Source organism: Micromonospora sp. DT4 (genome assembly GCF_049841675.1).
Classification (GTDB): Bacteria; Actinomycetota; Actinomycetes; order Mycobacteriales; family Micromonosporaceae; genus Micromonospora.
Map to the genome: position 1 here is coordinate 1 of NZ_JBNCKT010000081.1, position 26,796 is coordinate 26,796.

General features: G+C 72.3%; 28 protein-coding genes and 1 pseudogene. 17 read left to right on the top strand and 12 right to left on the bottom strand.

Annotated features, from left to right (window positions below; all coding sequences use genetic code 11):
• Positions 1 to 71: 71 nt before the first annotated feature.
• Positions 72 to 758, bottom strand: coding sequence for an IclR family transcriptional regulator (locus ACLQ24_RS20820; RefSeq protein ID WP_425893387.1), 687 nt, complete (start codon positions 756 to 758; stop codon positions 72 to 74).
• Positions 759 to 807: 49 nt separating this feature from the next.
• Between ACLQ24_RS20820 and leuC the strand changes: the two genes are divergently transcribed.
• The 3 genes from leuC (at position 808) to ACLQ24_RS20835 (ending at position 3,612) form a co-directional block, all read left to right on the top strand.
• A complete protein-coding gene (gene leuC / locus ACLQ24_RS20825; RefSeq protein WP_425893388.1) occupies positions 808 to 2,253 on the top strand; it encodes a 3-isopropylmalate dehydratase large subunit in 1,446 nt (481 codons plus the stop codon).
• 14 nt (positions 2,254 to 2,267) lie between these two features.
• Complete coding sequence (leuD, locus tag ACLQ24_RS20830; RefSeq protein ID WP_425893389.1) at positions 2,268 to 2,855, top strand: 3-isopropylmalate dehydratase small subunit; 588 nt, start codon at positions 2,268 to 2,270, stop codon at positions 2,853 to 2,855.
• A gap of 172 nt (positions 2,856 to 3,027) precedes the next feature.
• The gene (locus tag ACLQ24_RS20835; protein WP_425893390.1) at positions 3,028 to 3,612 is read left to right on the top strand and encodes an HU family DNA-binding protein; all 585 of its coding nucleotides are present in this window, start codon (positions 3,028 to 3,030) and stop codon (positions 3,610 to 3,612) included.
• A 193-nt stretch (positions 3,613 to 3,805) separates the two neighbouring features.
• Here ACLQ24_RS20835 and ACLQ24_RS20840 read toward each other — a convergent pair whose 3' ends face one another.
• The 5 genes from ACLQ24_RS20840 to cofC form a co-directional block, all read right to left on the bottom strand.
• On the bottom strand, positions 3,806 to 4,684 hold the full coding sequence (locus ACLQ24_RS20840; protein WP_425893391.1) for an NUDIX hydrolase: 879 nt from the start codon (positions 4,682 to 4,684) through the stop codon (positions 3,806 to 3,808).
• On the bottom strand, positions 4,672 to 5,232 hold the full coding sequence (locus ACLQ24_RS20845) for a CHAD domain-containing protein (RefSeq protein ID WP_425893392.1): 561 nt from the start codon (positions 5,230 to 5,232) through the stop codon (positions 4,672 to 4,674). The genes ACLQ24_RS20840 and ACLQ24_RS20845 overlap by 13 nt, the downstream gene beginning before the upstream one ends.
• A gap of 24 nt (positions 5,233 to 5,256) precedes the next feature.
• Positions 5,257 to 7,602 (bottom strand): RNA degradosome polyphosphate kinase, encoded by a 2,346-nt coding sequence (locus ACLQ24_RS20850; protein WP_425893394.1) that lies wholly within the window; start codon positions 7,600 to 7,602, stop codon positions 5,257 to 5,259.
• Positions 7,603 to 7,656: 54 nt separating this feature from the next.
• Positions 7,657 to 7,854 (bottom strand): cold-shock protein, encoded by a 198-nt coding sequence (locus ACLQ24_RS20855; RefSeq protein WP_355232987.1) that lies wholly within the window; start codon positions 7,852 to 7,854, stop codon positions 7,657 to 7,659.
• Between the two features lie 75 nt (positions 7,855 to 7,929).
• Positions 7,930 to 8,577, bottom strand: a complete 648-nt coding sequence (cofC, locus tag ACLQ24_RS20860) for a 2-phospho-L-lactate guanylyltransferase (protein ID WP_425893395.1) — start codon at positions 8,575 to 8,577, stop codon at positions 7,930 to 7,932.
• Between the two features lie 128 nt (positions 8,578 to 8,705).
• Here cofC and ACLQ24_RS20865 point away from each other — a divergent pair, with 128 nt between their 5' ends.
• The 5 genes from ACLQ24_RS20865 (at position 8,706) to ACLQ24_RS20885 (ending at position 13,697) form a co-directional block, all read left to right on the top strand.
• Positions 8,706 to 9,440, top strand: a complete 735-nt coding sequence (locus ACLQ24_RS20865) for a lysophospholipid acyltransferase family protein (protein WP_425893396.1) — start codon at positions 8,706 to 8,708, stop codon at positions 9,438 to 9,440.
• Positions 9,437 to 10,444 (top strand): NAD(P)H-dependent glycerol-3-phosphate dehydrogenase, encoded by a 1,008-nt coding sequence (locus ACLQ24_RS20870; RefSeq protein ID WP_425893397.1) that lies wholly within the window; start codon positions 9,437 to 9,439, stop codon positions 10,442 to 10,444. The genes ACLQ24_RS20865 and ACLQ24_RS20870 overlap by 4 nt, the downstream gene beginning before the upstream one ends.
• An 8-nt stretch (positions 10,445 to 10,452) precedes the next feature.
• Entirely contained in the window at positions 10,453 to 11,571 is a 1,119-nt protein-coding gene (locus ACLQ24_RS20875; protein WP_425893398.1) for a cystathionine gamma-lyase, read from the top strand.
• Between the two features lie 15 nt (positions 11,572 to 11,586).
• Positions 11,587 to 12,357 carry a putative protein N(5)-glutamine methyltransferase gene (locus ACLQ24_RS20880; protein WP_425893399.1) on the top strand — a complete coding sequence of 257 codons (771 nt, stop codon included), beginning with the start codon at positions 11,587 to 11,589 and terminating at the stop codon, positions 12,355 to 12,357.
• 290 nt (positions 12,358 to 12,647) lie between these two features.
• Positions 12,648 to 13,697, top strand: a complete 1,050-nt coding sequence (locus tag ACLQ24_RS20885; protein WP_425893400.1) for an ROK family protein — start codon at positions 12,648 to 12,650, stop codon at positions 13,695 to 13,697.
• Positions 13,698 to 13,812: 115 nt separating this feature from the next.
• Here ACLQ24_RS20885 and ACLQ24_RS20890 read toward each other — a convergent pair whose 3' ends face one another.
• Positions 13,813 to 14,013 (bottom strand): DUF397 domain-containing protein, encoded by a 201-nt coding sequence (locus ACLQ24_RS20890; protein WP_422738737.1) that lies wholly within the window; start codon positions 14,011 to 14,013, stop codon positions 13,813 to 13,815.
• Between the two features lie 5 nt (positions 14,014 to 14,018).
• The gene (locus ACLQ24_RS20895; protein ID WP_425893401.1) at positions 14,019 to 14,864 is read right to left on the bottom strand and encodes a helix-turn-helix domain-containing protein; all 846 of its coding nucleotides are present in this window, start codon (positions 14,862 to 14,864) and stop codon (positions 14,019 to 14,021) included.
• A 274-nt stretch (positions 14,865 to 15,138) separates the two neighbouring features.
• Between ACLQ24_RS20895 and ACLQ24_RS20900 the strand changes: the two genes are divergently transcribed.
• Entirely contained in the window at positions 15,139 to 15,357 is a 219-nt protein-coding gene (locus tag ACLQ24_RS20900) for a hypothetical protein (RefSeq protein WP_425893402.1), read from the top strand.
• A gap of 174 nt (positions 15,358 to 15,531) precedes the next feature.
• Positions 15,532 to 16,632, top strand: a complete 1,101-nt coding sequence (locus tag ACLQ24_RS20905; RefSeq protein WP_425893403.1) for a D-alanine--D-alanine ligase family protein — start codon at positions 15,532 to 15,534, stop codon at positions 16,630 to 16,632.
• A gap of 52 nt (positions 16,633 to 16,684) precedes the next feature.
• On the opposite strand, the gene ACLQ24_RS20910 is transcribed toward ACLQ24_RS20905, so the two are convergent.
• Positions 16,685 to 17,371: a DUF3515 family protein gene (locus tag ACLQ24_RS20910; RefSeq protein ID WP_425893404.1), complete on the bottom strand. Its 687-nt coding sequence runs from the start codon at positions 17,369 to 17,371 to the stop codon at positions 16,685 to 16,687.
• 9 nt (positions 17,372 to 17,380) lie between these two features.
• Positions 17,381 to 17,614 (bottom strand): Lrp/AsnC ligand binding domain-containing protein, encoded by a 234-nt coding sequence (locus ACLQ24_RS20915; protein WP_007456453.1) that lies wholly within the window; start codon positions 17,612 to 17,614, stop codon positions 17,381 to 17,383.
• A gap of 153 nt (positions 17,615 to 17,767) precedes the next feature.
• Between ACLQ24_RS20915 and ACLQ24_RS20920 the strand changes: the two genes are divergently transcribed.
• Together ACLQ24_RS20920 and ACLQ24_RS20925 are read left to right on the top strand one after the other, a co-directional pair.
• Positions 17,768 to 18,700, top strand: coding sequence for a thiamine-phosphate kinase (locus tag ACLQ24_RS20920; RefSeq protein WP_425893410.1), 933 nt, complete (start codon positions 17,768 to 17,770; stop codon positions 18,698 to 18,700).
• Positions 18,697 to 19,191: a GNAT family N-acetyltransferase gene (locus ACLQ24_RS20925; protein ID WP_425893405.1), complete on the top strand. Its 495-nt coding sequence runs from the start codon at positions 18,697 to 18,699 to the stop codon at positions 19,189 to 19,191. The genes ACLQ24_RS20920 and ACLQ24_RS20925 overlap by 4 nt, the downstream gene beginning before the upstream one ends.
• A gap of 91 nt (positions 19,192 to 19,282) precedes the next feature.
• Here the strand turns inward: ACLQ24_RS20925 and rpmB are convergent, their stop codons facing one another.
• Complete coding sequence (rpmB, locus tag ACLQ24_RS20930; protein WP_091671657.1) at positions 19,283 to 19,474, bottom strand: 50S ribosomal protein L28; 192 nt, start codon at positions 19,472 to 19,474, stop codon at positions 19,283 to 19,285.
• Between the two features lie 277 nt (positions 19,475 to 19,751).
• On the opposite strand from rpmB, the gene ACLQ24_RS20935 reads away from it, so the two are divergent.
• Both ACLQ24_RS20935 and recG read left to right on the top strand, forming a co-directional pair.
• Complete coding sequence (locus tag ACLQ24_RS20935) at positions 19,752 to 21,365, top strand: DAK2 domain-containing protein (RefSeq protein ID WP_425893406.1); 1,614 nt, start codon at positions 19,752 to 19,754, stop codon at positions 21,363 to 21,365.
• Entirely contained in the window at positions 21,362 to 23,560 is a 2,199-nt protein-coding gene (gene recG / locus ACLQ24_RS20940) for an ATP-dependent DNA helicase RecG (RefSeq protein WP_425893407.1), read from the top strand. Before ACLQ24_RS20935 ends, recG begins: the two co-directional genes overlap by 4 nt.
• A gap of 7 nt (positions 23,561 to 23,567) precedes the next feature.
• Here recG and ACLQ24_RS20945 read toward each other — a convergent pair whose 3' ends face one another.
• Positions 23,568 to 24,176: an AfsR/SARP family transcriptional regulator gene (locus ACLQ24_RS20945; protein ID WP_425893408.1), complete on the bottom strand. Its 609-nt coding sequence runs from the start codon at positions 24,174 to 24,176 to the stop codon at positions 23,568 to 23,570.
• Positions 24,177 to 24,240: 64 nt separating this feature from the next.
• Between ACLQ24_RS20945 and ACLQ24_RS20950 the strand changes: the two genes are divergently transcribed.
• The 3 genes and pseudogenes from ACLQ24_RS20950 to ACLQ24_RS20960 all read left to right on the top strand — a co-directional run bounded on the left by ACLQ24_RS20950 (position 24,241) and on the right by ACLQ24_RS20960 (position 26,757).
• Positions 24,241 to 25,743 carry a DNRLRE domain-containing protein gene (locus tag ACLQ24_RS20950; RefSeq protein ID WP_425893409.1) on the top strand — a complete coding sequence of 501 codons (1,503 nt, stop codon included), beginning with the start codon at positions 24,241 to 24,243 and terminating at the stop codon, positions 25,741 to 25,743.
• A gap of 24 nt (positions 25,744 to 25,767) precedes the next feature.
• Positions 25,768 to 26,043 (top strand): annotated as a pseudogene (locus ACLQ24_RS20955) (LamG-like jellyroll fold domain-containing protein); the annotation flags it as partial.
• Between the two features lie 261 nt (positions 26,044 to 26,304).
• A complete protein-coding gene (locus ACLQ24_RS20960) occupies positions 26,305 to 26,757 on the top strand; it encodes a carboxypeptidase-like regulatory domain-containing protein (protein ID WP_425893411.1) in 453 nt (150 codons plus the stop codon).
• The last annotated feature ends 39 nt before the right edge of the window (positions 26,758 to 26,796 follow it).

The window sequence follows — 26,796 nt, forward strand, 5'->3', positions numbered from 1 at the left end:
ATAGCGCTCGGGTAACACTCCGGACACCCGTGATGTTCCTACCCCACCAACCATGATCCACAAGACAGGCCCTAGAGGCCGGAGAGGCGTTGGCCGGCTCTCACCACCGCCATGGCGTGGCGTTCGCCGGGGCGACGGCCGAGGCGTTCGATCGGGCCGGAGATGCTGACCGAGGCGATCACACGGCCGGTGCGGTCGCGGATCGGGGCGGAGACGCTCGCCACACCCGCCTCCCGCTCGGCGACGCTCTGCGCCCAGCCCCGGCGGCGCACCTCGGCAAGGGTGCGACCGGTGAACTTGCTGCGCGGCAGCAGCGGCATCACCGCCTCCGGTGGCTCCCAGGCGAGCAGGATCTGGGCCGCCGAGCCGGCAGTCATCGGCAGCACCGAGCCCACCGGGACGGTGTCCCGCAGGCCGCTGGCGCGCTCCGCGGCGGCCACGCAGATCCGCTCGTCGGCGCGGCGCAGATAGAGCTGGGTGCTCTCACCGGTGGCGTCGCGCAGCGCCGCGAGCAGGGGCTCGGCGGCGGTCAGCAGGACGTCCGGGGCGGCGTTGGCCAACTCACCGAGCCGAGGCCCGGGACGCCAACGGCCCTGTGTGTCCCGGACCAGCATCCGGTGGATCTCCAGTGCCTGCGCCAGCCGGTGCGCGGTGGCCCGGGGCAGCTTGGTGCGTTCAACGAGTTCGGCAAGGCTGGCGCCGTCGACACAGGCGGCCAGGATGACCACCGCCTTGTCGAGAACGCCGACACCGCTCATACTGTGTCCCACAAGCCGAAACTTACCTCCCAGAATTTAGGATGTCCAGATGGTGGGAGTCACTCCTGAGCCGAGGACCCTGGCCGAGAAGGTCTGGGACGCGCACGTCGTACGGTCCGCCGCTGGTGAGCCGGACCTGCTCTTCATCGACCTGCACCTACTGCATGAGGTGACCAGCCCGCAGGCGTTCGACGGGCTCCGGCTCGCCGGGCGTCGGGTGCGCCGTACCGACCTGACCCTCGCGACCGAGGACCACAACACCCCGACCGGGTACGCCGATCCGGCGTTCCGGTCCCGCCGTGGTGACCTGCTCACCATCGCGGACCCGACGTCGCGTACGCAGATCGAGACGCTGCGCCGCAACTGCGCCGAGTTCGGGGTGCGGCTGCACCCGCTCGGCGACGACAACCAGGGCATCGTGCACGTCATCGGCCCGCAGCTCGGGCTCACCCAGCCGGGCATGACGATCGTCTGCGGCGACTCGCACACCGCCACCCACGGCGCGTTCGGGGCGCTCGCCTTCGGCATCGGCACCAGCGAGGTGGAGCACGTGTTGGCCACCCAGACGCTGCCGCAGAGCCGGCCGAAGACGATGGCCGTGAACGTCACCGGCCAGCTCGCGCCGGGTGTCACCGCGAAGGACCTGGTACTCGCGCTGATCACCCAGGTCGGCACCGGCGGCGGCCGCGGGCACATCGTGGAGTACCGCGGCGAGGCGATCCGCAACCTCTCCATGGAGGGGCGGATGACGATCGCCAACATGTCCATCGAGTGGGGCGCCAAGGCCGGCATGATCGCGCCGGACGAGACGACCTTCGCGTACCTCAAGGGCCGGCCGAACGCGCCCCAGGGCGCCGACTGGGACGCGGCGCTGAACTGGTGGCGGACGCTGCCCACCGACGAGGGCGCGCGCTTCGACGCCGAGGTGACGCTGGACGCCGGCCGGATCACGCCGTTCGTCACCTGGGGCACCAACCCGGGGCAGGGCGCGCCGCTGAGCGCGCCGGTGCCCGACCCGGAGGAGTTCGTCACCGACGCGGAGCGCGCCGCCGCCCGCCGGGCCCTGGAGTACATGGATCTGCGCCCCGGCACCCCGCTGCGGGAGTTGCCCATCGACGTGGTCTTCGTGGGCTCCTGCACCAACGGTCGGCTGGAGGATCTGCGGGCCGCCGCCGACGTGCTGCGCGGTCACCGGGTCGCCGACGGGGTCCGGATGCTCGTGGTGCCCGGCTCCGCCGCCGTGCGGGAGGCCGCCGAGGCCGAGGGGCTGGACAAGGTCTTCGCCGACGCGGGCGCCGAATGGCGGTTCGCCGGCTGCTCGATGTGCCTGGGCATGAACCCCGACACGCTCAAGCCGGGTGAGCGCTCCGCCTCCACCTCCAACCGCAACTTCGAGGGCCGGCAGGGCCGGGGCGGACGTACCCATCTGGTGTCCCCGCCGGTCGCCGCCGCCACCGCCGTGGTCGGCCGGCTGGCCGCCCCCGCCGACCTGTAGAAGGGACCGCCGAGATGGACAAGTTCACCACCCACACCGGTACGGCCGTGCCACTGCGTCGGTCCAACGTGGACACCGATCAGATCATCCCGGCCGTGTACCTCAAGAGGGTGACCCGCACCGGTTTCGCCGACGGGCTGTTCAACGCCTGGCGGGAAGACCAGGCATTCGTTCTCAACGATGAATCCTATTCCGGGGCGTCGATCCTCATCGCCGGACCGGAGTTCGGCACCGGATCATCGCGGGAGCACGCGGTCTGGGCGCTGCGGGACTGGGGCTTTCGGGCCGTGGTGGCCCCGCGCTTCGGTGACATCTTCCGCGGTAACGCACTCAAGGAGGGCCTGCTGCCGGTCGAGTTGGAGTTGAAAGCCGTCGAGGAGTTGTGGGATCTCGTCGAGGCCGAGCCGACGACGCCGGTGACCGTCGACCTGACCGCCCGACAGCTCCGGGCAGGGGACGCGACCTGGTCGTTCCCGCTGGACGACTTCAGCCGCTGGCGGCTGCTGGAGGGCCTGGACGACATTGGACTCACCCTCCGACACGCCGCCGACATCGACTCCTACGAGGCGACCCGACAGTCGTTCCTACCCTCGGTGGCATAGCCGTACGCCCACCCCCACATCGGATTTCGCCCTCACGGGTCCAACCGGTGGGGGCGAATCCGTTACGACACAAGGGCTTTTTTCTGCCGAATGTTTGTGTCCAGGCACTACAGGGCATACGGTGCGCGCAGAATGGCTCGCGTCGAGTCAGTTGCACAATCGGGAGGAAGTCGTGAACAAGGCCGAGCTCATCGAGGCGCTCGCCGTTCGCCTGGGGGACCGGAAGACGGCGACGGCCGCGCTCGACGCCGTCCTCACTGAGGTCCAGGCGGCGGTCACCAAGGGCGAGAAGGTGGCGATCACCGGATTCGGAGCATTCGAAAAGCGTGTGCGTGGCGCACGAACAGCGCGCAACCCGCGTACCGGCGAGGCGGTGAAGGTCAAGAAGACATCCGTCCCGACCTTCCGTCCCGGCGCCGGGTTCAAGGAAATGGTGGCCAGCGGCAAGGTGCCGAAGGCCACGGTGGCGGCGAAGAAGACGGCGACCACCACGGCCAAGGCGACCGGCACCAAGGCCGCGGGCACCAAGGCCACCGCGACCAAGGCCACCGCCACCAAGGCGGCCAGCAAGAAGACCGCCCCGGCCAAGGCGAGCAAGACCACCACGGCGACCAAGACGGCCGCCAGCAAGAAGACCGCCCCGGCGAAGAAGAGCGCCGCGGCCAAGTCCGCCACGGCGAAGAAGACCACCGCGGCGGCGAGCAAGAGCACGGCGGCCAAGAAGGCTCCGGCCAAGAAGGCGGCCAGCAAGCGCTGACCGACTGCCAGCCCAAGGGGCGTCCACCCGCGCGGTGGGCGCCCCTTGCGCGCGTCGGGATCGTTGACCGGGTCGGGTCGTACGCGCTCACGCTGCCGCCCCGCTGACCCCTGTGCCGGCAGCGGTGCTGCCGTGGTGTCCGGCCAGCGGACGCCGCCACGTCGACGACCCGGAGTGGATCAGGGGTCGGGTGTCACAGACGATCGGTGGCGAGCAGTCTGTCGCCGGCGAAGGCGAGCAGCCAACCACCGCCCTTCGGGGTGGTGAAATCCTCGTCGGTGCGGCCGGTCAGCCGCTCCAACGCGCCGGGCAGCACCTTGCCCTGGCTGCACACCGCCACCTGCCCGCCGGCGCAGCCCAGCTCCAGCAGTTGCGCGGCGGTGGCCAGCACCCGCTCGTCGCGCTGCTGGCCCGGCTGCGGCTCGTCCAGGTCGCCGCAGACCTCGATGGGCAGGTCGAGCAGCGCGGCGGTCGGGTCCAGGGTCTGTACGCAGCGGCGCGGCGAGGCCGACAGCAGCCGCGCCGGCCGGACCACGGCGATCAGTGGGGCCAGCGCGTACGCCTGGGCCCACCCCTCGCCGTCGAGTGGGCGGGCGGTGTCCGGGCCGGTCCACGTGGCCCGCCGCCCGGCGTGCCCGTGCCGGACCAGCGCGACGGTCGCGGTCACCGGCGGCACCGTGGCGAACGCGGCCAGCACCTCGGCGTCGTGCGAGTAGCTGACCAGTCGGATCGCGTCGTCGACGCTCACCCAACGGATGTCGTCGACCTCGGTGCCCGGTTGGAAGCCACCCTCGGCGACGGCGAGCATCGACCAGTAGTCGACCAGCTTGGCCTGCCCCTCGCTGCGGTAGCGCACCGACGGCAGCCGCACCTGCGGTACGCCCCGCACGTCGGCCTCCTCAGCCACCTCGCGGACGGCCGTGACGAGCGGGTGCTCGCCCGGTTCCAGCTTGCCCTTGGGCAGCGTCCAGTCCCCGTAGCGCGGGCGGTGCACGACGCAGACCCGTACGCCGTCGTCGGTCGGTCGCCAGCAGACCCCACCGGCGGCCCGGATGCCCGTCACGGCAGCCATCTGGTCCGCCGTCGCCGGGTTGCCCGGTGCCACGCGTCGGGGAGCCGGGCCCGCATCAGGTGGACCGTGTCGCGTTCCCGCTCGGCCAGGCGCCCGGCGGTGACCGCCACCTCGTGGTCGTCCGGCCGCTCGGCGGCGAGGGAGAGCCAGGTCTCGGCGGCCACCGCGGCGTCCTGGTGCTCACCGAGCACGTCCTGGACCCGGGCCAGCGCGCGGGCCAGCCGCCGCGCGTCCTTGCCGACCGCGGGGAGTACGGCGGTGACCGCGTACCGGGCCTGCTTGCCCTCCTTGCGGACGGCGTGCCAGCGGTCGTCGAGCCGGTCGACCGCGCCCGCGTCGAGTGGGCTGAGCGGGTCGGCGGTCGCGGTGCGTCGCAACCGCTCGCGCAACACCTCGGCGTCGCGCGCCTCGCCGAGCACCCCGGCCAGCCAGCGCAACTCGTCGCGCAGGGGACGGGCCCAGCTCCGACGTACCAGCGGCCGGAAGGTTCGCAGATCACTCCGCAGCCGTCGGCAGGCCACCTCGTACTTCTGCTCCTCCTCCAGCATCAGCTCAGCCTATGCGGTGATCGCTCAGCCGGCCGTGCCACCGACGCGGCGCAGCAGCAGTTCCTGCAGATGCGCGCGGGCCGCCTCGTCGCCGCCGGTACGCCGGGTCCAGGTGCCATCGCCGGCCAGCTCGAACGCGTCGACGTCCGGGCTCATCGCGGCGGTCAGCACGTGGTCCAGCTCGGCCCGGGCGACCGGATCGCTCACCTGCACCAACGCCTCCACCCGGCGGTCCAGGTTGCGGTGCATCAGGTCCGCCGAGCCCATCCAGAACTCCGCCTCGCCGTTGTTGCCGAACCGGAAGATGCGGGAGTGCTCCAGGAACCGGCCGAGGATCGAGCGGACCCGGATGTTGTCCGACAGCCCCGGCACCCCCGGGCGCAGCGTGCACATGCCACGGATGAGCAGGTCGACGTGGACGCCGGCCTGGGAGGCCCGGTACAGCGCGTCGGTCACGCCCTCGTCGACCAGCGAGTTGACCTTGAACTGGACCAGGCCGGGCATGCCGAGCCGGACGTGGGCGATCTCCCGCTCGATCCGTTCGATCAGCCCGCTGCGGATGCCCTGCGGGGCCACCAGCAGTCGCCGGTACGCGGTCTGCCGGCTGTAGCCGGTCAGTACGTTGAACAGGTCGGTGAGGTCCGCTCCGATCTCCGGGTCGGCGGTGAGCATGCCGAAGTCCTCGTACAGGCGGGCGGTCTTCGGGTGGTAGTTGCCGGTGCCGATGTGGCAGTACCGGCGGATCTGGTTGCCCTCCTGCCGGACCACCAACGCGGTCTTGCAGTGCGTCTTGAGCCCCACCAACCCGTACACCACGTGACAGCCGGCGCGTTCCAGGGTGCGGGCCCAGCCGATGTTCGCCACCTCGTCGAAGCGGGCCTTCACCTCCACCAGCACCACCACCTGCTTGCCGGCGGCAGCCGCGTCGACGAGCGCGTCCACGATCGGCGAGTCGCCGCTGGTCCGGTAGAGAGTCTGCTTGATGGCGAGCACGTTCGGGTCGGCGGCGGCCTGCTCGATGAAGCGCTGCACGCTTGTCGCGAACGAGTGGTAGGGGTGGTGCACCAGGATGTCCCCGTCCCGCAGCGTGGCGAAGACGCTGCGCGGCACCTCACCCTCGGCGAGCCGGGGGTGTGTGGCCGGTACGAACGGCGGGTCCTTCAGGTCCGGGCGGTCGGCCTCGCCGTACACCTGCCAGAGCGCGGAGAGGTCGAGCAGACCGGGTACGCGCAGCACGTCCTGGTCGTCCATGTCCAGCTCACGGACGAGCAGTTCCAGCATGTGGTCGGAGATCGACGCGGCGACCTCCAGCCGGACCGGCGGGCCGAACCGGCGACGGGCGAGCTCCCGTTCCAGGGCCTGGAGCAGGTCCTCGTCGCGGTCCTCGTCGACCTCCACCTCGGCGTTGCGGGTCACCCGGAACAGGTGGCACTCGACCACCTGCATGCCGCTGAACAGCTGACCGAGATGTACCGAGATCAGGTCCTCCACGGGCAGCATCCGTACGCCCGGCTGGTCCCGGTCGACGCGTACGAAGCGGGGGACGTTGTTGGGCACCTTCACCCGCGCGAACAGCTCGGAGCCGCCGTCCGGGTCACGAACCGCCACCGCCAGGTTCAGCGAACGCCCCGAGATGTACGGGAACGGGTGGGCCGGGTCCACCGCGAGCGGGGTGAGCACCGGGAAGATGTGCTCCCGGAAGTAGGTGCGCAGCCGCTCCCGCTCGCCGTCGCCCAGCTCACTCCAGCGCAGGATCCGGATGCCCTCGTCGGCCAGCTTGGGCAGCACGTCGTCGACGAAGCAGGCGGCGTGCCGGGCGCCCAAAGCGGCGGTCCGCTCGGCGATCAGCTCCAACTGGGTACGCAGGGGCAGCCGGTCTCCGCCGCGCACCGGCAGGCCGGCGGAGAGCCGTCGCTTCAGCCCGGCGATGCGGACCATGTAGAACTCGTCGAGATTGCTGGCGAAGATGGCCAGGAACTTGGCCCGTTCCAGCAGGGGAGTGCGCTGGTCCTCGGCGAGGGTGAGCACCCGCGCGTTGAAGTCGAGCCAGGAGAGCTCCCGGTTGAGGAAGCGGTCCTCCGGCAGCGGAGGCGGGGCCGGCGACTCGTCGTCCTCGGCGGCGGATGGTGTGGTCGGCTGGACCCCGCCGGCCGCTGGGCCGTCCGTCTCGGGAGTCACCACGGCGGGGTCGAGGACCTCGTCCAACCCGGAGGAGGCCCCGCCCGGGTCGTCGGCGAGCGTGTCGGCGCGGGCGGCGCCGGCCCGTTCGGCCCGGGAGGGGCGGAAACGGCCGTCGGTGCCGCGGACGCGGGCGCCGTTGCGGGGGTCGGTGGCGGGTGGGGTGACCGGATGCTCGCGAGGGGTGCTCACCCGCTCATAATCACCCGATTCGAGTTAACGCAAAATGAACTTGGCCCCGCCAGCTCAGTTCATCGTCGGCAATGTCACCCGGACGACCTCGCCGTCGGGATCGGTGTCGATGCGCACCCGCTGACCGAGCCGGAGCAGCCGCAGGCCGGAGGCGTCGAACGCCCGGCGGGGAAAGCGCAGCTCGGTGCCGTCGTCGAGCAGCAGCACACCGCTGCGTGTCGCCGCGTCGTAGCTGGCCACCGTGCCCTGCATGCTGGCACCGTACACCGATGGGGCTCGGCCCCGCGGCGCGCCGTTCCGGCGGCTGGCGCGTCGGGCGGCGACCGGTCAGCCCGTGGCGCGCGCCGGGCGGGCGCTGGCGAGCAGCGCCGCCGTACGCGGTCCCAGCCCCAGTCGGGCGGCGGCGGCCAGGTCGTCGACGGTGTCCACGTCGCGTCGCAGGCTCGGCCAGTGGCCGGTCAGTGGCAGTGCGCCGCTCGCCTCGTGCGCCACCGCCGAGCCGATTCCGAACCGCGGGTCGAGGTCGACGCCCGGCGGCGCGGCGAGCAGCACGGTTCCCGTGCCGGGCGCGTCCGCCACGAACCGACGTACCCCCTCGGGGTCGCGCTGCGCCGCGAGCAGCGCGGCGGCCAGCTCGTCCGGGCGTAGCGCCGGCAGGTCGGCGGTGAGCCCGGCCACCCACCGCGCCGGGATTCGTGCCGCGCCGTGCCGGAACGCGCCGTTCAGGCCGGCGTCCGGCAGGTCGGCCAGCGTCCGCGCCCCGGCGGCCCGCGTCGCCCGCGCCACCCGGGGGTCGTCCGTCACGACCAGGGCGTCGGCGACCGCCGGGCAGGCCAGCACCGCACGGAGGGTGTCGGCCGCCAGCGCCAGCGCCAGCTCCTCATGCGGTACGCCGGGCAGCGCGCCCCGCAGCCGACTCTTGGCCTCGGTCAGACGCTTCACCGGCACCACGACGGCCCACCTCGGCTGACTCACGTCCGCAATCCTGCCAGCCGGACGGCCGGACCCTCGCTGGCCGTACCGGGGGCGAGCAGGCATGATTTCCGCTGCGGGTGTTGCGGGTGGGGGCCCGCGGCGGGGTCGGGGCGCGACGAGGAGGCACAGTGGCACGGCGAAGGCTGGGGTTCTGGCAACGGTTCGCCGTGGGGCTGGTCAAGCCGGTGATGACCATCTGGACCCGACGGACCTGGCGCGGCCAGGAGCACCTCGCCGGGGACGGCGGCGTGATCATCGTCGCCAACCACATCTCGCACGCCGACCCGCTGGTCTCCGCGCACTTCATCTACGACTCCGGCCGGTGGCCGCAGTACCTGGGCAAGGCCAGCGTGTTCCGGGTGCCGATGGTCGGCTGGATCCTGCACCGGTGCCGGCAGATCCCGGTCGAGCGGGGCAGCATCGAGGCGGTCCGCTCGCTGGACAAGCTGGTCGCCGCTCTCGACGCGGGCGGCGCGGTCGTGATCTACCCGGAGGGCACCACCACCCGGCAGCCGGAGCTGTGGCCGATGAAGGCCAAGACCGGCGCGGCCCGGCTGGCGCTGGCCACCGGCGCGCCCGTGGTGCCGGTGGTGATGTGGGGGCCGGAGCGGATCTTCGACCCGCGGACCAGCCGGCTGAACCCACGCCCCCGGATCCCGGTGACCGTGGCGGCCGGCGACGCGGTCGACCTGAGCCGCTGGGCGGACGCGCCGCCGACCCGGGAGACCCTCGAAGAGATGACGGACGCCATCATGCTGCGGTTGCGGGACATGCTCGCGGAGATCCGTGGCGGTACCCCGCCGCCGCTGTGGGAACGACCGGCCCGCCCGTCCGTCGAGCGGCCTCAGGGCGAAGCGGCATGAGCGGCCACGTCGCGGTCCTGGGCGCCGGCTCGTGGGGCACCGCCTTCGCCAAGATCCTCGCCGACGCGGGGCGGGACGTGACCGTGTGGGCCCGCCGCGCCCCGGTGGCCGAGAGCATCCGCGCCGAGCACCGCAACCCGGAGTACCTGCCGGACCTGCTGCTGCCGGCCCGGGTCACCGCCACCACCGACGCCGCCGAGGCGATCAGCGGCGCCGAGGTGGTGGTGCTGTCCGTACCGTCGCAGACCCTGCGCGGCAACCTCGCCGAGTGGGCCGCGCACCTGCACCCGGACTCGACCCTGGTGTCGCTGATGAAGGGCATCGAACTCGGCACCACCAAGCGGATGAGCGAGGTCATCGTGGAGACCGCCGGGGTGGCCGCGGACCGGGTCGTGGTGGTCTCCGGCCCGAACCTGGCCCCGGAGATCGCCGCCGAGCAGCCGGCCGCCACGGTGGTGGCCGGGACGAACGCCGACCGGGCCGTGCTCGTGCAGTCGTCGATCCGGACGCCGTACCTGCGCCCGTACACCAACGACGACGTGATCGGCTGCGAGCTGGGCGGCGCGGTCAAGAACGTGATCGCGCTGTCGTACGGCATCGCCACGGCGATGGGCTTCGGAGACAACACCCGGGCCATGTTGATGACCCGGGGGCTGGCCGAGACGGCGCGCCTGGGGGTGGCCCTCGGCGCGGACCCGATCACCTTCGCCGGCCTGGCGGGCATGGGTGACCTCGTCGCCTCCTGCTCGTCCCCGCTGGCCCGTAACCGCACCTTCGGCGAGCACCTGGGTCGGGGCGAGACGCTGGAACAGGCCCAGGCCGCCACGCGACAGACCGCCGAGGGCGTCAAGAGCTGCCTTGCGATCCGCGACCTGGCCCGGGCACACGGGGTGGAGATGCCGATCACCGAGCACGTCGAACGGATCTGCCACGAGGGGATGGACCCCCGCCTCGCCGTCCAGGCGCTGATGAGCCGCACCGCCAAGCCCGAGTCGTACGAGTGAGGGATTCGATGAGCGAACTGGGAGACGGCACCCGCTGCGTGCGCGCCGGTCTGCCGGAGCCGGCGCCGGGTGACCCGTTCCTGCCGGGGCCGGTCTTCGCCGCGCCGTACCACCTCGACCCGTGGCAGGGCCAGGGCACGTCGCCGAACGGCTACGGTCGCCCCGACAACCCGACCCGTCGGCTGCTGGAGGCCGCGATCGGCGAGTTGGAGGGCGGGGACTGCCGTGTCTTCGCCAGCGGTCAGGCCGCCATCACCGGAGCGCTGCTCACCCTGCTGCGCCCGGGGGACACCGTGGTGCTGCCTACCGACGGGTACTTCCCCGTGCGGGCGTTCGCCACGGCCGTGCTGGAGACGATCGGCGTGCGGGTGCTCTTCGTGCCGACCGTGGGGCCGTACCCGTCCTTCGAGGGCATCCGGCTGGTGCTGGTGGAGACTCCGGCCAACCCCGGCCTGGACGTGGTCGACGTGGCCGCCCTGGCCGAGCGTGCGCACGCCGCCGGGGCCCTGCTCGCGGTCGACAACACCACCGCCACTCCACTCGGGCAGCGCCCGCTGGACCTCGGCGCCGACCTGGTGGTGGCCTCCGGCACGAAGGCGCTCACCGGCCACTCCGACCTGCTGCTCGGCTACCTGGCCAGCCGCTCCGCCGAGGTGCTGGAGGCGGTGACGCTCTGGCGTACCGGCACCGGCTCGGTTCCGGGCGCGTTCGACGCCTGGTTGGCGCACCGGTCGCTGGCGACCCTCGATCTGCGGCTGGCCCGACAGAGCGCGAACGCGGCTGCCGTCGCCGACCTGCTGGCGGCCCGTTCGGACGTGACCGGACTGCGCTGGCCGGGGCTGCCGGACGACCCCGCGTACGCGGTGGCCTCGACGCAGATGCGCCGGCTGCCCGGGGTCCTGTCGTTCGACCTGGGTGACGCCGACCGGGTGGCCCGCTTCATCGACGCCGCCCGGCTGGTGGCGGCTGCCACCTCCTTCGGTGGTCTGCACACCACGGCGGACCGGCGGGCGCAGTGGGGGGATGACACCGCTCCCGGCTTCGTCCGCCTCTCCTGCGGTGCGGAGGACACGGCCGACCTGGTCGCCGACATCGCCGCCGCGCTGGACGCCAGCGGAGGGGCCTGAGTGGAGTCACCGTCGGTGGACCGGTCCTCCCTGGTGGGTCGGCTGCGCTCCGCGGGCTGCGTGTACGCCGAGGACGAGGCCGAGCTCCTCATCGCCGCCACCGACGATCCACTGCGGCTGGCCGAGCTGACCGACCGCCGCGTGGCCGGTGAGCCGCTGGAGTACCTGCTCGGCTGGGCGGAGTTCTGTGGCCTGCGGATCGCCGTCGACGCGGGCGTTTTCGTGCCGCGTGGCCGGACGGCGCTCCTGGTCGAGGTGGCGGTCGAGCTGACCGGCACCGCCCCGGCCGTGGTCGACCTCTGCTGCGGCTCCGGTGCCACCACTGTCGCGTTGGCGCGCCGGCTCGCGCCCCGCTGGCTGGCCGCCGCCGACATCGACCCGGCGGCGGTGGCGTGCGCCCGCCGCAACCTCGCCGGGGTGGCCGCCGAGGTGTACGAGGGCGACCTGTTCGCCCCGCTGCCCGAGCGCTGGCGGGGGCGACTCGATCTGGTGGTCGCCAACGCCCCGTACGTGCCGACCGACGCGGTGGCCCTGATGCCGCCGGAGGCGCGGCTGCACGAGGCCACGGTGGCGCTCGACGGCGGGCCGGACGGGCTCACCGTGCTACGCCGGGTGGGCGTCGAGGCGGCAACCTGGCTGGCCCCGGGCGGACACCTGGTGGTCGAGGCGGGTGAGACGCAGGTGGTCGACCTCTGCCGGTCGTTCGAGGCCGCAGGCTTGCTTCCGACGGTACGGGCGGACGAGGACCTCGACGCCACTGCGGTGACAGCTCGCCGCCCGAGCTGAGCTGCCCCTCTCCGCCAACGTCGTGGTGGGGCGCGAGATCAGGTTGTCCACGCGCGGTGATGGCGGCGCTGGGCACCTGCTGTATCGCGCCCTTTGCTCTGCTTCAGCGAAGGAAACACCCGCTGTCCGATTACCGGACGTCAGGTGTTTCCTGGGTTGAAGCAGAGCAAAGGGCGACCCGAGCACCCGTGCTCCTCGCCGCGGCGGTGGCGCGGTGAGGGGCGGGCGTGGCGGGGGAGCGGGGTTGGCATAGCCTCGGCTCACACTCATGAGGGCGGGAGGCGGTTGCGGTGGGCAGCGCAGGGGTGCCGGTGGTCGTCGGCCTGGACAACGGTGGCACCAGCAACAACGCGACCGTGCTGACCGTGGACGGCCGCTTCCTGGTGGACGGCCTGCTGGAGATCCCCAGCGAGGTGCAGGCCGGCCCGGAGGCGGCGATCGAGGCACTTGCGCGGGCGTTGGACGGGGCGCTGGCGCAGACCGGTGTCGCGCGTGAGCTGGTCCGTGCGGTCGGGCTCGACACCCCCGGTCCCGCCAGCGCCACCGGCGTCATCTCGTCGCGTGGCTCGACCAACTTCTCGCAGCCGGCGTGGCGCGGCTTCGACGTGCGGGGCGCGTTGGAGCGGCGACTCGGCCTACCGGTGATCTATCACAACGACGGCAACGCGGCGGCGCTCTACGCCCACCACGTGTACTTCGGTGACGAGGCGATGACCCGGTCGTCGGTCTCGGCGATCGTCGGCACGGGCCTCGGCGGCGGGGTGGTCGAGGGCGGCAAGGTGATCGCCGGGGCCTCCGGCATGGCCGGGGAACTGGGTCACGTGCACATCCCGCTGGGCGGCCTCATCGGCCCGGGTCAGCTGGAGCCGACCTGTGCCTGTGGCCTCAGCGGCGACGTCGAGAGCGTCGCGTCGCTGACCGGCATCGAGCGCAACCTGCTGCCGTACTGGCTGACCCGGTATCCCGACCACCCCCTCGCGGCCGAGCCGGTGGCACGGGCGGCGAAGCTCGTGCGGGGCTACGGCGAGCGGGGTGACGCGCTGGCCCGGGACCTCTTCACCCAGCAGGCGATGGCGCTGGGTCGCCTGTTCACCCTGGCGGCCAACTTCACCGACCCGCACGCGTACTTCGTCGGTGGCGGGGTGGTGGAGGCCGCGCCGGCGTTCCGGGACTGGTTCCTGGCGACGGTCCGCGAACACACCGTGCTCCGTGCGGAGCAGGCCGCCGTGGCCACCTTCGCGCTCGTGCCGGACCGCGACATGGCCGGGGCCCGCGGGGTGGCGATCGCCGCCCTGGAGGCGCTCCGCGCCGCGCCGGAGCCCCGCCCGCTGGTCGCCTGAGCGTCGCCCGAACATCTACGCCCGGCGGTGTGGACCTGTGACCCGCCCGCGCCCCGCGTTCCGGGCTGTGCCAGCCCGGTCAGCGGGGCGCGGGTCTCGTGCCGCAGCGCTGCGGTCAGCGGCGCGGTGGAGCCTGGGCGAAGGCGGCCCAGGCCGCCGGGGGGAACAGCAGGGCCGGGCCGGCCGGGTCCTTGGAGTCGCGGACGGCGACCAGTCGGGGGATCGTGGCCACCTCCACGCAGGCACCCTCGTCGCCGCTGCGGCTGCTCTTGCGCCACGCCGCCGCGGCCAACGCCGCTGTGATCGTCGGTGTCATCGGTCCTACCGTCCCTTCAGGACTGACAGGAGCATCGCCCGGCTGTCCGCCGGACTGAGCGCCACGCTGCGCAGATGCTCCATGATCTTGGTGCAGGTACGCGTCTCGCCCGCCCGGTCGAGGATCATCTGACCGGCGACGGTCTCCACCGACGCGATGATCGGGTCCTCCGGATCGGCGAACTCCAGGATGTGCAGGGAGCCACGGGTGCCCCGGTGGTAGCCGGCGGAGAGCGGAATCACCTGGACGGTGATGTTCGGCAGCTCGGCCATCTTGACGAGGTGCCGCAGTTGGCCCTCCATCACCGACTCGTCGCCGACCGGGCGTAGCAGCGCGCCCTGGTCGATGATCGCGTCGAGGATGGGCGGGGTGTCGGCGGTGAGCCGCAGCTGGCGGTCGAGCCGGACCTTGACCCGCTGCTCCACCAACTCGTCGCCGAGGGTGTGCGGGCCGCCGCGCATCACCCCGCGGATGTAGTCGGCCGTCTGCAACAGGCCGGGCACCACCGACGGCTCGAAGTTGGAGATGGCGGTGGCCTCCGCCTCCAGCGCGATGAAGTCGATGGTGCGCGGGTCGAGCAGGTACGAGTACGACACCCACCAGCCCGGCTTGCGCGCGTCCTTGGCGAGCTGCACCGCTGCGGCCACCTCCTCGGAGTTCACCCCGTACGAGGTGAGCAGGGCGCGCACGGTGGCCGGGCTGACCAGCGTCTGGGCGTTCTCGTAGCGGGAGAGGGTGCTGCGGGTGCTGTTGATCTCGTCCGCGGCGGTCTCCAGCGTCAGCCCGGCGGCTTCCCGGAACTGGCGCAGGGCGATACCGAGTCGACGGGCGCGGGCGGTCTTCGGTGCCATGCATCGATGGTCGCACACATTTACGGGAACGGGTACATGAGAGAAGGCCGATGAGAGTTGCATTCATGGCTGTAGACGTGTAACTCTGTTATCGCGTCCTCACCGCCGGTTGTCGTGGCGACGGTGGTGGTGAGCGACCGGAGGGGATAGGGCGCGCGGCGATCGGGTTTCTCCCCCGTACCCGATCGCCGCGTGCCGCCCGCGCCAGCCCGCCGGAAGGGGACGACGTGCGTACCGCTCCGAAGTCTTCGCCCCCGCGCTCCGAGGGTCGGCGATGACCCGCTTCCTGGTCGTCCTCACCGACGTGCGTCCCGTCGAGGGCGTCGACCGCAACGAGCGGGTCGCCCCCGAGCGCCGCCGCCAGGTCGTCGGCGCGAGCAGCAGGGAGGCCGCCGACCGGATCGCCGGCGCCTTCATGGCGCTGGGCATGGTCCGGGCCGGCCGGCAGCGGGTCAAAGTGATCGCGGTCGGTCGCCGGCACGCCCGGGACTGATCCCGACCCTCACCAATCCGTCACGCACCGTATATGCTTTGTTGACCGAATGCCGTGTCGGTCCGTGGCTCGCCGGGTATCGCCGCGCCTGATCGCCACGCACAGTAAGGTCAACCGGGTGAGCGCCACCGGCGAGCACGACCAGCCGCAGTCGCGTACGAAGAGGTGACCGGAGTGACCACCCCAGGCAAGACCCGCGTGGCGATCGTCTTCGGCGGCCGCAGCCCGGAACACGGCATCTCCTGCGTCAGCGCCGGCAGCGTGTTCGGCGTCCTCGACCCGGACGAGTACGAGGTCGTGCCGGTGGGCATCACCCGCGCCGGCCAGTGGGTGCTGACCAGCGGTGATCCCGCCCAGCTCGCCATCAACGCCCGTCAGCTCCCGGAGATCACCGCCGAGTCCGGCGCGGACATCGTGCTACGCGCCGACCCCACCGGGAACGGGCTGATGGTGCTCGACCCGACCGAGGGCCCGCAGGCGCTGGCCGACGTGGACGTGGTCTTCCCCGTGCTGCACGGCACGTACGGCGAGGACGGCACCATCCAGGGCATGCTGGAGATGGCCGGCATCCCCTACGTGGGTGCGAACGTGTTCGCCTCCGCCGCGGCGATGGACAAGGAATTCACCAAGAAGCTCTGCGCGATCGAGGGCATCCCGGTCGGCGCGTACGCGGTGCTGCGCAACGGCATGACGCTCAGCGAGCAGGACAAGAAGCGGCTCGGCCTGCCGGTCTTCGTGAAGCCGTCCCGCGCCGGCTCCTCGTTCGGCATCACCCGGGTCACCGACTGGGCGCAGCTGGACGAGGCGGTCGCCACCGCCCGGCAGTTCGACCCCAAGGTCATCATCGAGGCCGCGATCGTCGGCCGCGAGATCGAGTGCGGTGTGCTGGAGGGTGAGGCCGGCGGCACCCCCGAGGCGTCCGTGCTGGCCGAGGTGCGCGTCGTCGCCCACCACGACTTCTACGACTTCGAGGCCAAGTACCTCGACGACTCCTGCGAGTACGACATCCCGGCCGGCCTGCCGGACCGGGTGACCCGGCAGGTGCAGGAGTACGCCATCCGCGCGTTCACCGCGTTGGACTGCGCCGGTCTGGCCCGGGCCGACTTCTTCGTCACCCCCGAGCTGGACGTCTACCTCAACGAGATCAACACGATGCCCGGGTTCACTCCGACGTCGATGTTCCCCCGGATGTGGGCGGCCTCCGGCCTGGAGTACCCCAAGCTGGTCAACCGGTTGATCCGTACCGCCCAGCGGCGCGGCGTCGGCCTGCACTGAGCTGCCGCAGCCCTCGACGCGTGGCCCGCCGCACGGGCCACGCGTCGGATCGTCAGCCCTGGCAGCCGGCGGGGACGACGCCGCCCGAGGGCACCGACGCCACGATGGCGCTGGAGATCGGGGCGGCCCACTGCAACGGCTGCGTGTAGGAGCGCGGGATGCGGAGGGTCACCGGCGTCTCCCGATCGACCGTCGTGAGCACCGTCACCTCCTTCTCCTCCACGGGGTGCCAGCAGACCCGGTTGACCATCCAGACCTCGTCGGTGGCCGGGAGGGTCGGCTCGGTACCTCCGCAGGCCACGGTGAGCGCGGGATCGCCGTAGGCGGCGTTCTGCTCCGGGCCCGCCGTGACCGGACGCTGGGCCAGGTCACGGATGGTCTGCGGTAGCTGCGAGAGCAGCGCGCGGCAGACCGTGGCCGGGCGGTCGGCCAGCGCCGGGGCGGCCATCTCGACCGGAGCGCTGGACTGCGCCCGGGCGGTGCTCGCCGACGGGCTCGGGGCGGCGGCCGGCGTGTCCGGGGCGAGCTTGGTGAAGGCCAGCACGGCCACCAGGAGCGTGACCGGCAACGCGATCACCGTGGCCAGCAGGGCCGCTCCCCGGATGGTCCGGTCCCGCCCGGCCGGCGCGTCGACGGCCGGATCGGCGTCCGCGTGGGTACCGTCAGCCGGCTCGGGCGCCCCGTCCGCCGGCTCCCGCTTCCCGCCGTCGTCGTCCAGAGCAGCCGAGGGGGTCGTCATCTCGTCCACTTACAGCCGCACCACCGAACACGTGAGGGTGCGGGTGATGCCGGGCACCATCTGCACCTTGCTGACGATGAGTTTGCCGAGTTCGTCGACGGTGTTCGCCTCGGTGAGGACGACCACGTCGTACGGCCCGGTGACGGCGTCGACGCGTACCACGCCGGCGATGTCCGCGATGAGACCCGCCACGTCACGTGCGCGGCCGACCTCGGTCTGGATGAGGATGTACGCCTGTACCACGACTCGACCTCCGTCCGTCGCCGCCCGGAGGCGGCCCGAAGGGTGAAACTACCTTACGGACCAGGTCTGATCCCTATCGGTGGTCAAGGAGCAGCAGTGAGCGAGCGCGGCGGTGCCGGGCAGAACGGGTCGAACGTCGGCGGTGGCGCCAGCGTGGCCGGGATCGGCGAGTTCGGGCTGATCGGGCGGGTCACCGCCCGCCTGTCGATGGGCCCGACGACGGTGCTCGGGCCGGGTGACGACGCGGCAGTGGTGGCCGCGCCGGACGGCCGGGTGGTCGCCTGCACGGACGTGCTGGTCGACGGGCGGCACTTCCGGCGGGACTGGGGATCGGCGCGCGACGTGGGTCACCGGGCCGCCGCGGCCAACCTGGCCGACGTCGCGGCGATGGGCGCCGTCCCGACCGCCCTGCTGGTCGCCCTCTGCATGCCTGCCGACCTCCAGGCGAGCTGGGCGGAGGAGCTGGCCGACGGGTTGGCCGCGGAGGCCGCCACGGTCGGCGCGAGCGTGGTCGGCGGGGACATGTCGTCGAGTCCCACCCTGACCATCGCGGTCACCGCGCTGGGCGACCTCGGCGGCCGTGCGCCCGTGGTGCGCTCCGGCGCCCGTCCCGGCGACGTGCTGGCCCTGGCCGGTCGCATCGGGTACGCGGCGGCCGGGCTGACCGTGCTCAGCCGGGGCTTCCGCACTCCTCGGCTGCTGGTCGAGGCGTACCGCCGGCCGCAGGTCCCCTACCCGGCCGGACCACAGGCCGCCCAGCTCGGCGCGACCTCGATGATCGACGTGTCGGACGGGCTCCTCGCCGACCTGGGGCATGTGGCGCGGGCCAGCGGTGTGGCGATCGACGTGCGCCGCGACGCCTTCGAGGTGCCCCGGCAGATGGCCGACGCCGCGCAGGCGCTGGGCGTCGACCCGTACACCTGGATCCTGGCGGGTGGCGAAGACCACGCGCTGGCCGCGACCTTCCCCCCGACGGTGGCGTTGCCGCCGCAGTGGCGTCCCGTCGGCCTGGTGACGGACGGTGTCGGGGTGACGGTCGACGGTGGCGCCTACGACGGGCCCCGGGGCTGGGACCACTTCCGATGAGGCCGCGTGACGGCCGTACCCTGGACACCGTGAGTGAGATCGAGATCCGGCGGGTGCGGTTCGACGCGCCGGTGGCACAGCAGTTGATCCGGGCCACGCTGGCCGACCTGGCGGCCCGCTATGGCGGCACCGGCGACGACACCCCGGTCGCCCCGAGCGAGTTCGAGCCACCGGACGGCGCGTTCCTCGTCGCCTACCTGGCCGGTGAGCCGGTCGGCTGCGGCGGCTGGCGCAGTCACGGTGACGACACCGCCGAGCTGAAGCGGATGTACACCGCCCCGGAGGCCCGTGGGCGTGGCGTGGCGCGCACGGTGCTCGCGGCCGTCGAGCGCTCGGCCCGGGAGCAGGGCCGCAAGCGGATGGTCCTGGAGTGCGGGGACAAACAGCCCGAGGCAATCGCCATGTACGCGTCCGCCGGCTATGACCGGATCCCGAACTTCGGCTTCTACAAGGACGCGGAGGGCTGCGTCTCCTTCGGCCGCACGCTCTGAGCGGCCAGCGCCACTCGGGCGCGGACACGACAGAGCCGGCGGACCGCAGGGGCCGCCGGCTGAGCCGAACGAGAAGTTTGGTGTGGCCGCGTCAGGCGCGGGTGACCTTGCCGGCCTTGATGCACGAGGTGCAGACCTGCAGCTTCTTGGTGTTGCCGCCACCGGCCGGGGTGCGCACCGACTGGATGTTCGGGTTCCAGCGGCGGTTGGTCTTCTTCTTGGACCAGGGCACGTTGTGGCCGAAGCCCGGCCCCTTGCCACAGACGTCGCACACGCTAGCCACGGGATACTCCTGGGATTGAAACGTTCATGAGGTCGCCGGCAGAGGTGCTGCACGGGCAACCGCGTCAGCCTACCCGATGCCCCGCCGGCCCGGCCAACCGGCCCGATCGGGCCGTCGTGCCCGGCCCGGCCCGGGCCTGCTGGTGGGCCGGCGGGCCGGCCCGGCGGCAACCGTACCGGAGGTGCCGACCCGGCCGGGGAGCACCGTCGGAGCGGGCGCGGACGGACACGCCGGACGAGTCCGACGCGTGTCGGTGCGCGCCAGTAGGCTTCTGGCCGTGCTGGACACCCTCGACGCCGCCACGGTCCGCCGCTGGTGTGCGAGCGGGCTGGTCGCGCTCAAGCGCCACCAGGGCGAGATCGACGAGCTGAACGTCTATCCGGTGCCCGACGGCGACACCGGCACCAATCTGGTGCTCACCCTCACCTCGGCGCAGCAGGCCCTCTCGATGGACCTGGACACCCTCCCCGACAGCGGCTCCACCGCCCACGGGCACGCGCTGCGGCTGATGGCGCAGGGCGCGCTGCTGGGCGCGCGGGGCAACTCGGGGGTCATCCTCTCGCAGATCCTGCGCGGGTTCGCCGACGCGGTCGTCGCCGTGCCGGCGGTGCGTGGACGGGCCCTGGCCGTCGCGCTGCGGGCGGCGACCGCCGCCGCATACACGGCGGTCGGGCGTCCCGTCGAGGGCACCCTGCTCACCGTCGTCGCCGCGGCGGCCACGGGGGCCGAGCAGACGGGCAGCGACGACCTTCCGGTGGTGGCCCAGGGCGCGGCGCGGGCGGCGGCCGAGGCGCTGGCCCGTACGCCCGAGCAACTGCCGGCCCTCGCCCGCGCGGGCGTCGTCGACGCCGGCGGGCGAGGGCTCTGTGTCCTGCTCGACGCCCTGGTCGAGGTGCTCACCGGGGAGAGCGCCACCCCGCTCGCCCCGCCGCCGCGCACCGCCCGCCCGGCGGCCACCGTCGCGCGCGAGACCGGTTCCGAGGAGTACGCCTACGAGGTGCAGTACCTGCTCGACGCCCACACCGACGCGGTGGCCGTGCTGCGCCGCACGCTGGCCGCGCTCGGCGACTCGCTGGTGGTCGTCGGCGACGGGGGTGAGCCGGACGGCACCTGGAACGTGCACGTGCACGTCAACGACGTGGGCGCGGCAATCGAGGCGGGGATCGCGGCCGGCCGCCCGTACCGGATCTCGGTGACCCGCTTCGCCGACCAGCCGGAGCCGTTCGGCGGCCCGACCGACGACGGCCGCGCCGTCGTGGTGGTGGCCACCGGTGCCGGGATCGCCGAGCTGTTCGCCGCCGAGGGCGCGACCGTGGTGCCCGGCAACCCGTCCACGGGTGAGTTGCTGGCCGCGGTGCGCAGCACGGGGGCGGCCCGGGTGGTGGTGCTGCCGAACGACGCCAACACGGAGGCGGTCGCCAGCGCGGCGGCCCGCGAGGCGTACCGGCACGGCGTCAAGGTGAGCGTGGTGCCGACCCGATCGCCGGTGCAGGCCCTCGCGGCACTCGCGGTCCGCGACGGCACCCGTCGCTTCGAGGACGACGTGATCGCGATGGCCGAGGCGGCCGGCGCGTGCCGCTACGCCGAGGTCTGCCACGCCAGCCGGGACGCGCTCACGGTCGCCGGCCCCTGCCGCGCCGGGGACGTGCTGGCGCTGGTCGAGGGAGAGGTGCACCTGATCGGCGCCGACCTCACCGACACCTGCGCCGCCGTGGTCGACCGGATGCTCGGCGGCGGCGGGGAACTGGTCACCCTGCTCGCCGGGGTGGACGCCCCCGCCGGGCTCACCGATGCCGTCCGCGCGCACGTCGCGCGGCGCTGGCCGTTCGTCGAGGTGCACGCGTACCCGGGCGGTCAGCCGTTCTATCCGCTCCTGGTGGGGGTCGAATGAGTGAGCCGGCCACGGTGGACACGCCGCTGAAGAAGCTCGTCGGTGACAAGACGGCGAAGGCGCTGGCCACCCAGCTCGACCTGCACACGGCGGGAGACCTCATCTACCACTTCCCGCGCCGTTACGACGAGCGCGGTGAGCACACCGACATCCGTTCGCTGGACGTCGGCGAGCAGGTCACGGTGCTGGCCCAGGTGCAGCGCACCGCCGTACGGCCGATGCGCCAGCGCCGGGGCAACCTGCTCGAGGTGACCGTCGGCGACGGCTCCGGAGGCGTGCTGACGTTGACCTTCTTCGGCAACCAGGCGTGGCGCGAACGGGAGCTGCGTCCGGGTCGGTGGGGCCTGTTCGCCGGCAAGGTCACCGAGTTCCGGGGCAAACGGCAGCTCAACGGCCCGGAGTACGTCCTGCTCGGCGAGGGGGGCGAGGGTGAGGCGGCGGTCAACGACGAGATCGAGGAGTTCGCGGGCGCGCTGATCCCCGTCTACCCGGCCGCCGCTGCCGTACCGACCTGGGTCATCGCCCGCTGCGTACGGGTCGTCCTGGACACGTTCACCCCGCCGGACGATCCCCTGCCGGCCGCCGTTCGCGCCAGCCGCAAACTGGTCGGCCTGGGCGCGGCGCTGCGGGAGATCCACCGGCCGTCCACGAAGGAGGCCCTGTACCGGGCGCGGCGGCGGCTCAAGTGGGACGAGGCGTTCGCCGTCCAGCTGACCCTGGTGCAGCGCAAGCACCGGGCCGCCGACTGGCCGGCCCGGCCCCGCCCGCCGCGCGCCGGTGGGCTGCTGGACGCGTTCGACGCCCGGCTGCCGTACGAGCTGACCGCCGGCCAGCGCGAGGTGGGCGCGGAGATCGCCGAGGACCTGACCGCCGCGCATCCGATGCACCGCCTGCTGCAGGGCGAGGTGGGCTCGGGCAAGACGGTGGTGGCGCTGCGGGCGATGCTCCAGGTGGTCGACGCGGGCGGGCAGGCCGCGCTGCTGGCTCCCACCGAGGTGCTGGCCGCGCAGCACCACCGCGGCATGCTCGACCTGCTCGGGCCGCTCGGCCGGGCCGGTGAGCTGGATTCCGCCGAGCACGCCACCCGGGTGGAGCTGGTCACCGGCTCGCTGGGCGCGGCGGCCCGCCGACGGGCGCTCGGCGAGGTGGCCAGCGGCGCCGCCGGCATCGTGCTGGGCACCCACGCGCTGCTCTACGAGGGCGTCGACTTCGCCGACCTGGGCCTCGTGGTGGTCGATGAGCAGCACCGCTTCGGTGTGGAGCAGCGCGACGCCCTGCGCGCCAAGGCCGACCAGCCGCCGCACACGCTGGTGATGACGGCGACGCCGATCCCGCGCACGGTGGCGATGACCGTCTACGGCGACCTGGAGGTGTCCACCCTCTCGCAACTGCCCCGAGGGCGGTCGCCGATCGCCTCGCACGTGGTGCCGGCCGCCGAGAAACCGGCCTTCCTCGACCGGGCGTGGCGGCGGCTGCGCGAGGAGGTGGCCGCCGGCCACCAGGCGTACGTGGTGTGCCCGCGGATCGGTGACGGTCCGACGTCCGACGAGGAGCCGCCGCCCGAGGACGACAACGGTCGACGGCCTCCGCTGGCCGTGACCGAGGTGGCCCCGCTGCTGGCCGAGGGGCCGCTGCACGGGCTGCGGATCGGGGTGCTGCACGGCCGGCTGCCCGCCGACGAGAAGGACGCGGTGATGCGTTCCTTCGCCGCCGGTGACCTGGACGTGCTGGTGGCTACCACGGTGATCGAGGTCGGCGTGGACGTGCCGAACGCCACCGTGATGATCGTGCTGGACGCCGACCGCTTCGGCGTCTCCCAACTGCACCAGCTCCGGGGCCGGGTCGGCCGGGGCGCCGCCGCCGGGCTCTGCCTGCTGGTGAGCGAGGCGGCCGAGGGCTCGTCGGCGCGCGAACGGTTGGACGCGGTGGCCTCCACCGGCGACGGCTTCAAGCTCGCCGAGCTGGATCTGGAGCAGCGCCGCGAGGGCGACGTGCTCGGGGCGACCCAGTCCGGGCACCGCTCACACCTGCGGCTGCTGTCGCTGCGACGTGACGCCGACCTGATCCGCGACGCCCGCGCCGAGGCGATCGCCCTGATCGAGGACGACCCGGAGCTGACCCGCAACCCGGCACTGGCCGCGTCGGTGGCCGCGCTGGTGGACGAGGACCGCGCGGAGTACCTGGAGAAGGGCTGACGGGTCCCTATTGCAGGGCGAGCCGGGCGATTGCGCGGTCGTCGCGTTGCAGGATCGAGCCCTGTAGCTGTTGGAGACGCCGGGACGGCTCGATGCCGAGTGCGTCACCGAATGACGCACGAGCCTTCTGGTAGGCCCCGAGGGCTCCGGCCGGGTCGCCGGTGAGATACAGCGCTCGCATGAGTTGTTCCCACGGGCGGTCGCGCAGCGGTTGATCGAGTACGAGGGCGCGAACGTCCTGCAGGAGGCCGCTGGTGGCTCCGAGCGCGAGTCTGGCGTCGATGAAATCCTCGGTGGCAATGATGCGCTGCTCGTCCAGGTCGGCGAGTTGTTGCGCGAGGGTGCCGGTGGCGCTGATGTTCTCGCCTGCGGGGCCCCGCCACAGTGCGAGTGCGTCGTGCAGCCTGGCTGCCGCGCTGGCGTGGTCTCCGGCCCTCAGATGTGCCTGCCCGCGTCTGCTGAGGTCGGCGAAGATGCGGGCGTCCAACTCGTTGGGCGCGAGAGTCAGTAGATAGCCGCCGCTCCCGCTGACCGTGACGAGCCGGGATGCCAGGCGGGGGTCGGCGCTGCCCAGGATCGCACGAAGGCGAGCGAGGTAGCTGCGCAGATTCGACATCGCGGACAGGGCGACGACGTTCCCGGTCTACATCGACCCGGCACTCGGCAAGTCGGCGTGGACGATGATCAACAGCACTTATCCGAGTCAGTCCTACTGGAGCTACGACAAACAGGACTGCCCTGACCCGTACGGATCCATCCAGTGCGCGAAGGTGGGTTACACCAACACTCCGCGGAGCATGATCTACCGATCCCTGTTCTCGTTCGGGATCGGCAGCCTGCTGCACAAGCACGTGCAGGACGCCAAGCTGTCGATGGACACCGTGTACTCGTGGACGAACACCGACTACGGCACACAGGTGCGGGTGACCGGTGGAATCAACTCCGGCACCACCTGGTCGAACAATTCGGGCAGTTGGGGCGCTGTGGTAGCCACGGCCAACAGCCACGCGCACGACCGGGTACGCCGACGCACCGAGTGGGGCGTAACCAAGGCGTTGCAGACCGCGTCCGGAGGAACGTCCAACACGCTGACCCTCGGCCTGCGGGCGGTGAGCGAGTCGGACGTGAACAACTGGAAGAAGTTCGACGCCGGCACCGCCCTGCTCACGGTGATCTACAACTCGTACCCGAACGCACCGGACTTGCTGACCGTGGCGGGCGGTCCGTGTCTCACCGGCGCGTCTCGACCGTACATCCGCACCCTCACCCCAGCGCTGAAGGCACGGCTCACCGACCCGGATGGCACGGCACGCCTGCTCAAGGGGACGTTCTACTGGTGGAAGCTCAGCGGCGGTACGCGTAACAGCACCGACTCGGTCGCCCAGGGCTCGGTCGTGGCTGGCCAGAACGCCAACGTGACCATCCCGTCGGGACGCCTAGCGGACGGCGGCGTGTACGTCACGCAGGCCATCGCTAACGACGGCATAGACGACGGTCAGTACTCATCGACGTGTGAGTTCCAGGTCGACGTGACACCGCCCGGTGGGCCGAGCGCGGTGACCTCGACCGACTATCCCAACGACGGCCAGGCGCACGGTGGTGTCGGCACGGCGGGAACCTTCACCCTGAAGCCGCCGACGAGCACCCCGAGCGACTTCGCCGGGTACGCGTACACGCTCGACGCGGGGACCAGCGCGGCGAGCGCGACCCAGGTGACGGCCAACACCAGCGACCATACCGCGACGATCTCGATCAACCCAGTCGTGGACCAGGCGTACAACCTGCGGGTGTGGTCGCGGGACAAGGCGGGCAACTTCTCCACCTCGCCGTACATCTACGCGTTCACCGTCCGCGCGGGAACCGGACCGGATGCGCGCTGGAGCTTCGACGACAGTGCTGGCACGGACATCTCCCAGCATGGCAACACCATGGCGGTCAGCGGCGGCACCTGGACGTCCGGTCGGGGCGCCTATGGCAAGGCTCTGCTGCTCGACGGGACCACGTCGTACGCGGCGACCAGCGGATCGGTGGCTACTCGCGATCCGCAGACCGGCGGGCCAGTCACTCTGCATTCCAACCAGAGCTTCAGTGTGGCGACCACGGTCCGGTTGGACAGCGCGGCCGGTTCCGGCCAGGAGGTGATCGTCGCTCAGGACGGCAGCCGGACCTCGCCGTTCCTGTAGAGCTACAGCGGCAGCGACCGGAAATGGCGGTTCGCAGTCGCGGCCAGCGACGTGGACGCGCCCGCGACCGCGGCAGTTCTGTCCAATTCAACGGCCTCGACTGGAGCCTGGACCAGGCTGCTCGCCACCTACGACGGCACCACCCACGCGCTCAAGCTGCACGTCGACGGTGTCCTCCAAACGGCGACCGCGACAGCCGCGACGTTTGACGCGACCGGCCCGCTGACCGTCGGACGGGCGCGCTCGGCCGGCGCTTCATCCGGCTATTTCCCCGGAGCTGTCGACGACGTCCGTGTGTACGGGCGTGTGGTGCTGAACACCGAGTCGGAGTTCACGCTCCTCAAGTTGCCCAATCCACCGATCGTGACGCTGCCGAGTGGCACCACCGCGTACGCCGGCCAGACGCTGCCGGCGGTGCTGAGTGCGGGCGGGGACACCGCGGTGACCAAGGTGCAGTACCAGCTCGGCGTCTCTGGCGCGATCACCACCGTCACCCTGCCGAGCCCCGGTGGGCAGACGACGGTGAACCTGACCTCCACCGGGATCGACACGCCGATGCTGATGGTGCAGGGCATAGACGCCACCGGCCTGAAGTCTCCGATCGCCTCAACCGTGGTGACGTTCCGAGAAGCTCCGGCGTTGGCAGGCCTGGTGACGGATGCGCTCACCGGTGCCGCCCTGGCCGGAATCAACGTCCGGTTGTCGCCCGGGGACCTGACCCAGGTGACCAGCGCGACCGGTGCGTACAGCTTCACCGGAATCGCCGCCGGCACGTACAACGTGACCGCGACGAACGGCGGCAGCGGTTGCGCGGGCGAAGTCGCCACGACCGAGGTGGACATCGACCGCGCGGTACCGATGAATCTCATGCTGGCACCGGAGTCGGACGTCTACGGCTACACCTGCAAGACCACGCCAGATGTCCCCTTTGTGCAAGGCACGACCAAGCTGAGCGTCAAAACTGGATACGTGCTCACCCACGGCCCCGGCGTTGTTCGGGAGTGTCCGGTTTGATGTTGGTTTGTTAGATGCCGTAGGCGGCGAAGACGTCGC

Coding starts and splice junctions, on each gene's coding strand:
- ACLQ24_RS20945 (WP_425893408.1), bottom strand. CDS start 24,176: ATGTCGAATCTGCGCAGCTACCTCGCTCGCCTTCGTGCGATCCTGGGC.
- leuC (WP_425893388.1), top strand. CDS start 808: ATGGTGGGAGTCACTCCTGAGCCGAGGACCCTGGCCGAGAAGGTCTGG.
- ACLQ24_RS20910 (WP_425893404.1), bottom strand. CDS start 17,371: ATGACGACCCCCTCGGCTGCTCTGGACGACGACGGCGGGAAGCGGGAG.
- ACLQ24_RS20855 (WP_355232987.1), bottom strand. CDS start 7,854: ATGCAGGGCACGGTGGCCAGCTACGACGCGGCGACACGCAGCGGTGTG.
- ACLQ24_RS20870 (WP_425893397.1), top strand. CDS start 9,437: ATGAGCGGCCACGTCGCGGTCCTGGGCGCCGGCTCGTGGGGCACCGCC.
- ACLQ24_RS20875 (WP_425893398.1), top strand. CDS start 10,453: ATGAGCGAACTGGGAGACGGCACCCGCTGCGTGCGCGCCGGTCTGCCG.
- ACLQ24_RS20900 (WP_425893402.1), top strand. CDS start 15,139: ATGACCCGCTTCCTGGTCGTCCTCACCGACGTGCGTCCCGTCGAGGGC.
- recG (WP_425893407.1), top strand. CDS start 21,362: ATGAGTGAGCCGGCCACGGTGGACACGCCGCTGAAGAAGCTCGTCGGT.
- ACLQ24_RS20840 (WP_425893391.1), bottom strand. CDS start 4,684: ATGGCTGCCGTGACGGGCATCCGGGCCGCCGGTGGGGTCTGCTGGCGA.
- leuD (WP_425893389.1), top strand. CDS start 2,268: ATGGACAAGTTCACCACCCACACCGGTACGGCCGTGCCACTGCGTCGG.
- ACLQ24_RS20925 (WP_425893405.1), top strand. CDS start 18,697: ATGAGGCCGCGTGACGGCCGTACCCTGGACACCGTGAGTGAGATCGAG.
- ACLQ24_RS20960 (WP_425893411.1), top strand. CDS start 26,305: ATGGTGCAGGGCATAGACGCCACCGGCCTGAAGTCTCCGATCGCCTCA.
- ACLQ24_RS20845 (WP_425893392.1), bottom strand. CDS start 5,232: ATGCTGGAGGAGGAGCAGAAGTACGAGGTGGCCTGCCGACGGCTGCGG.
- ACLQ24_RS20950 (WP_425893409.1), top strand. CDS start 24,241: ATGATCAACAGCACTTATCCGAGTCAGTCCTACTGGAGCTACGACAAA.
- ACLQ24_RS20890 (WP_422738737.1), bottom strand. CDS start 14,013: ATGACACCGACGATCACAGCGGCGTTGGCCGCGGCGGCGTGGCGCAAG.
- ACLQ24_RS20895 (WP_425893401.1), bottom strand. CDS start 14,864: ATGGCACCGAAGACCGCCCGCGCCCGTCGACTCGGTATCGCCCTGCGC.
- ACLQ24_RS20820 (WP_425893387.1), bottom strand. CDS start 758: ATGAGCGGTGTCGGCGTTCTCGACAAGGCGGTGGTCATCCTGGCCGCC.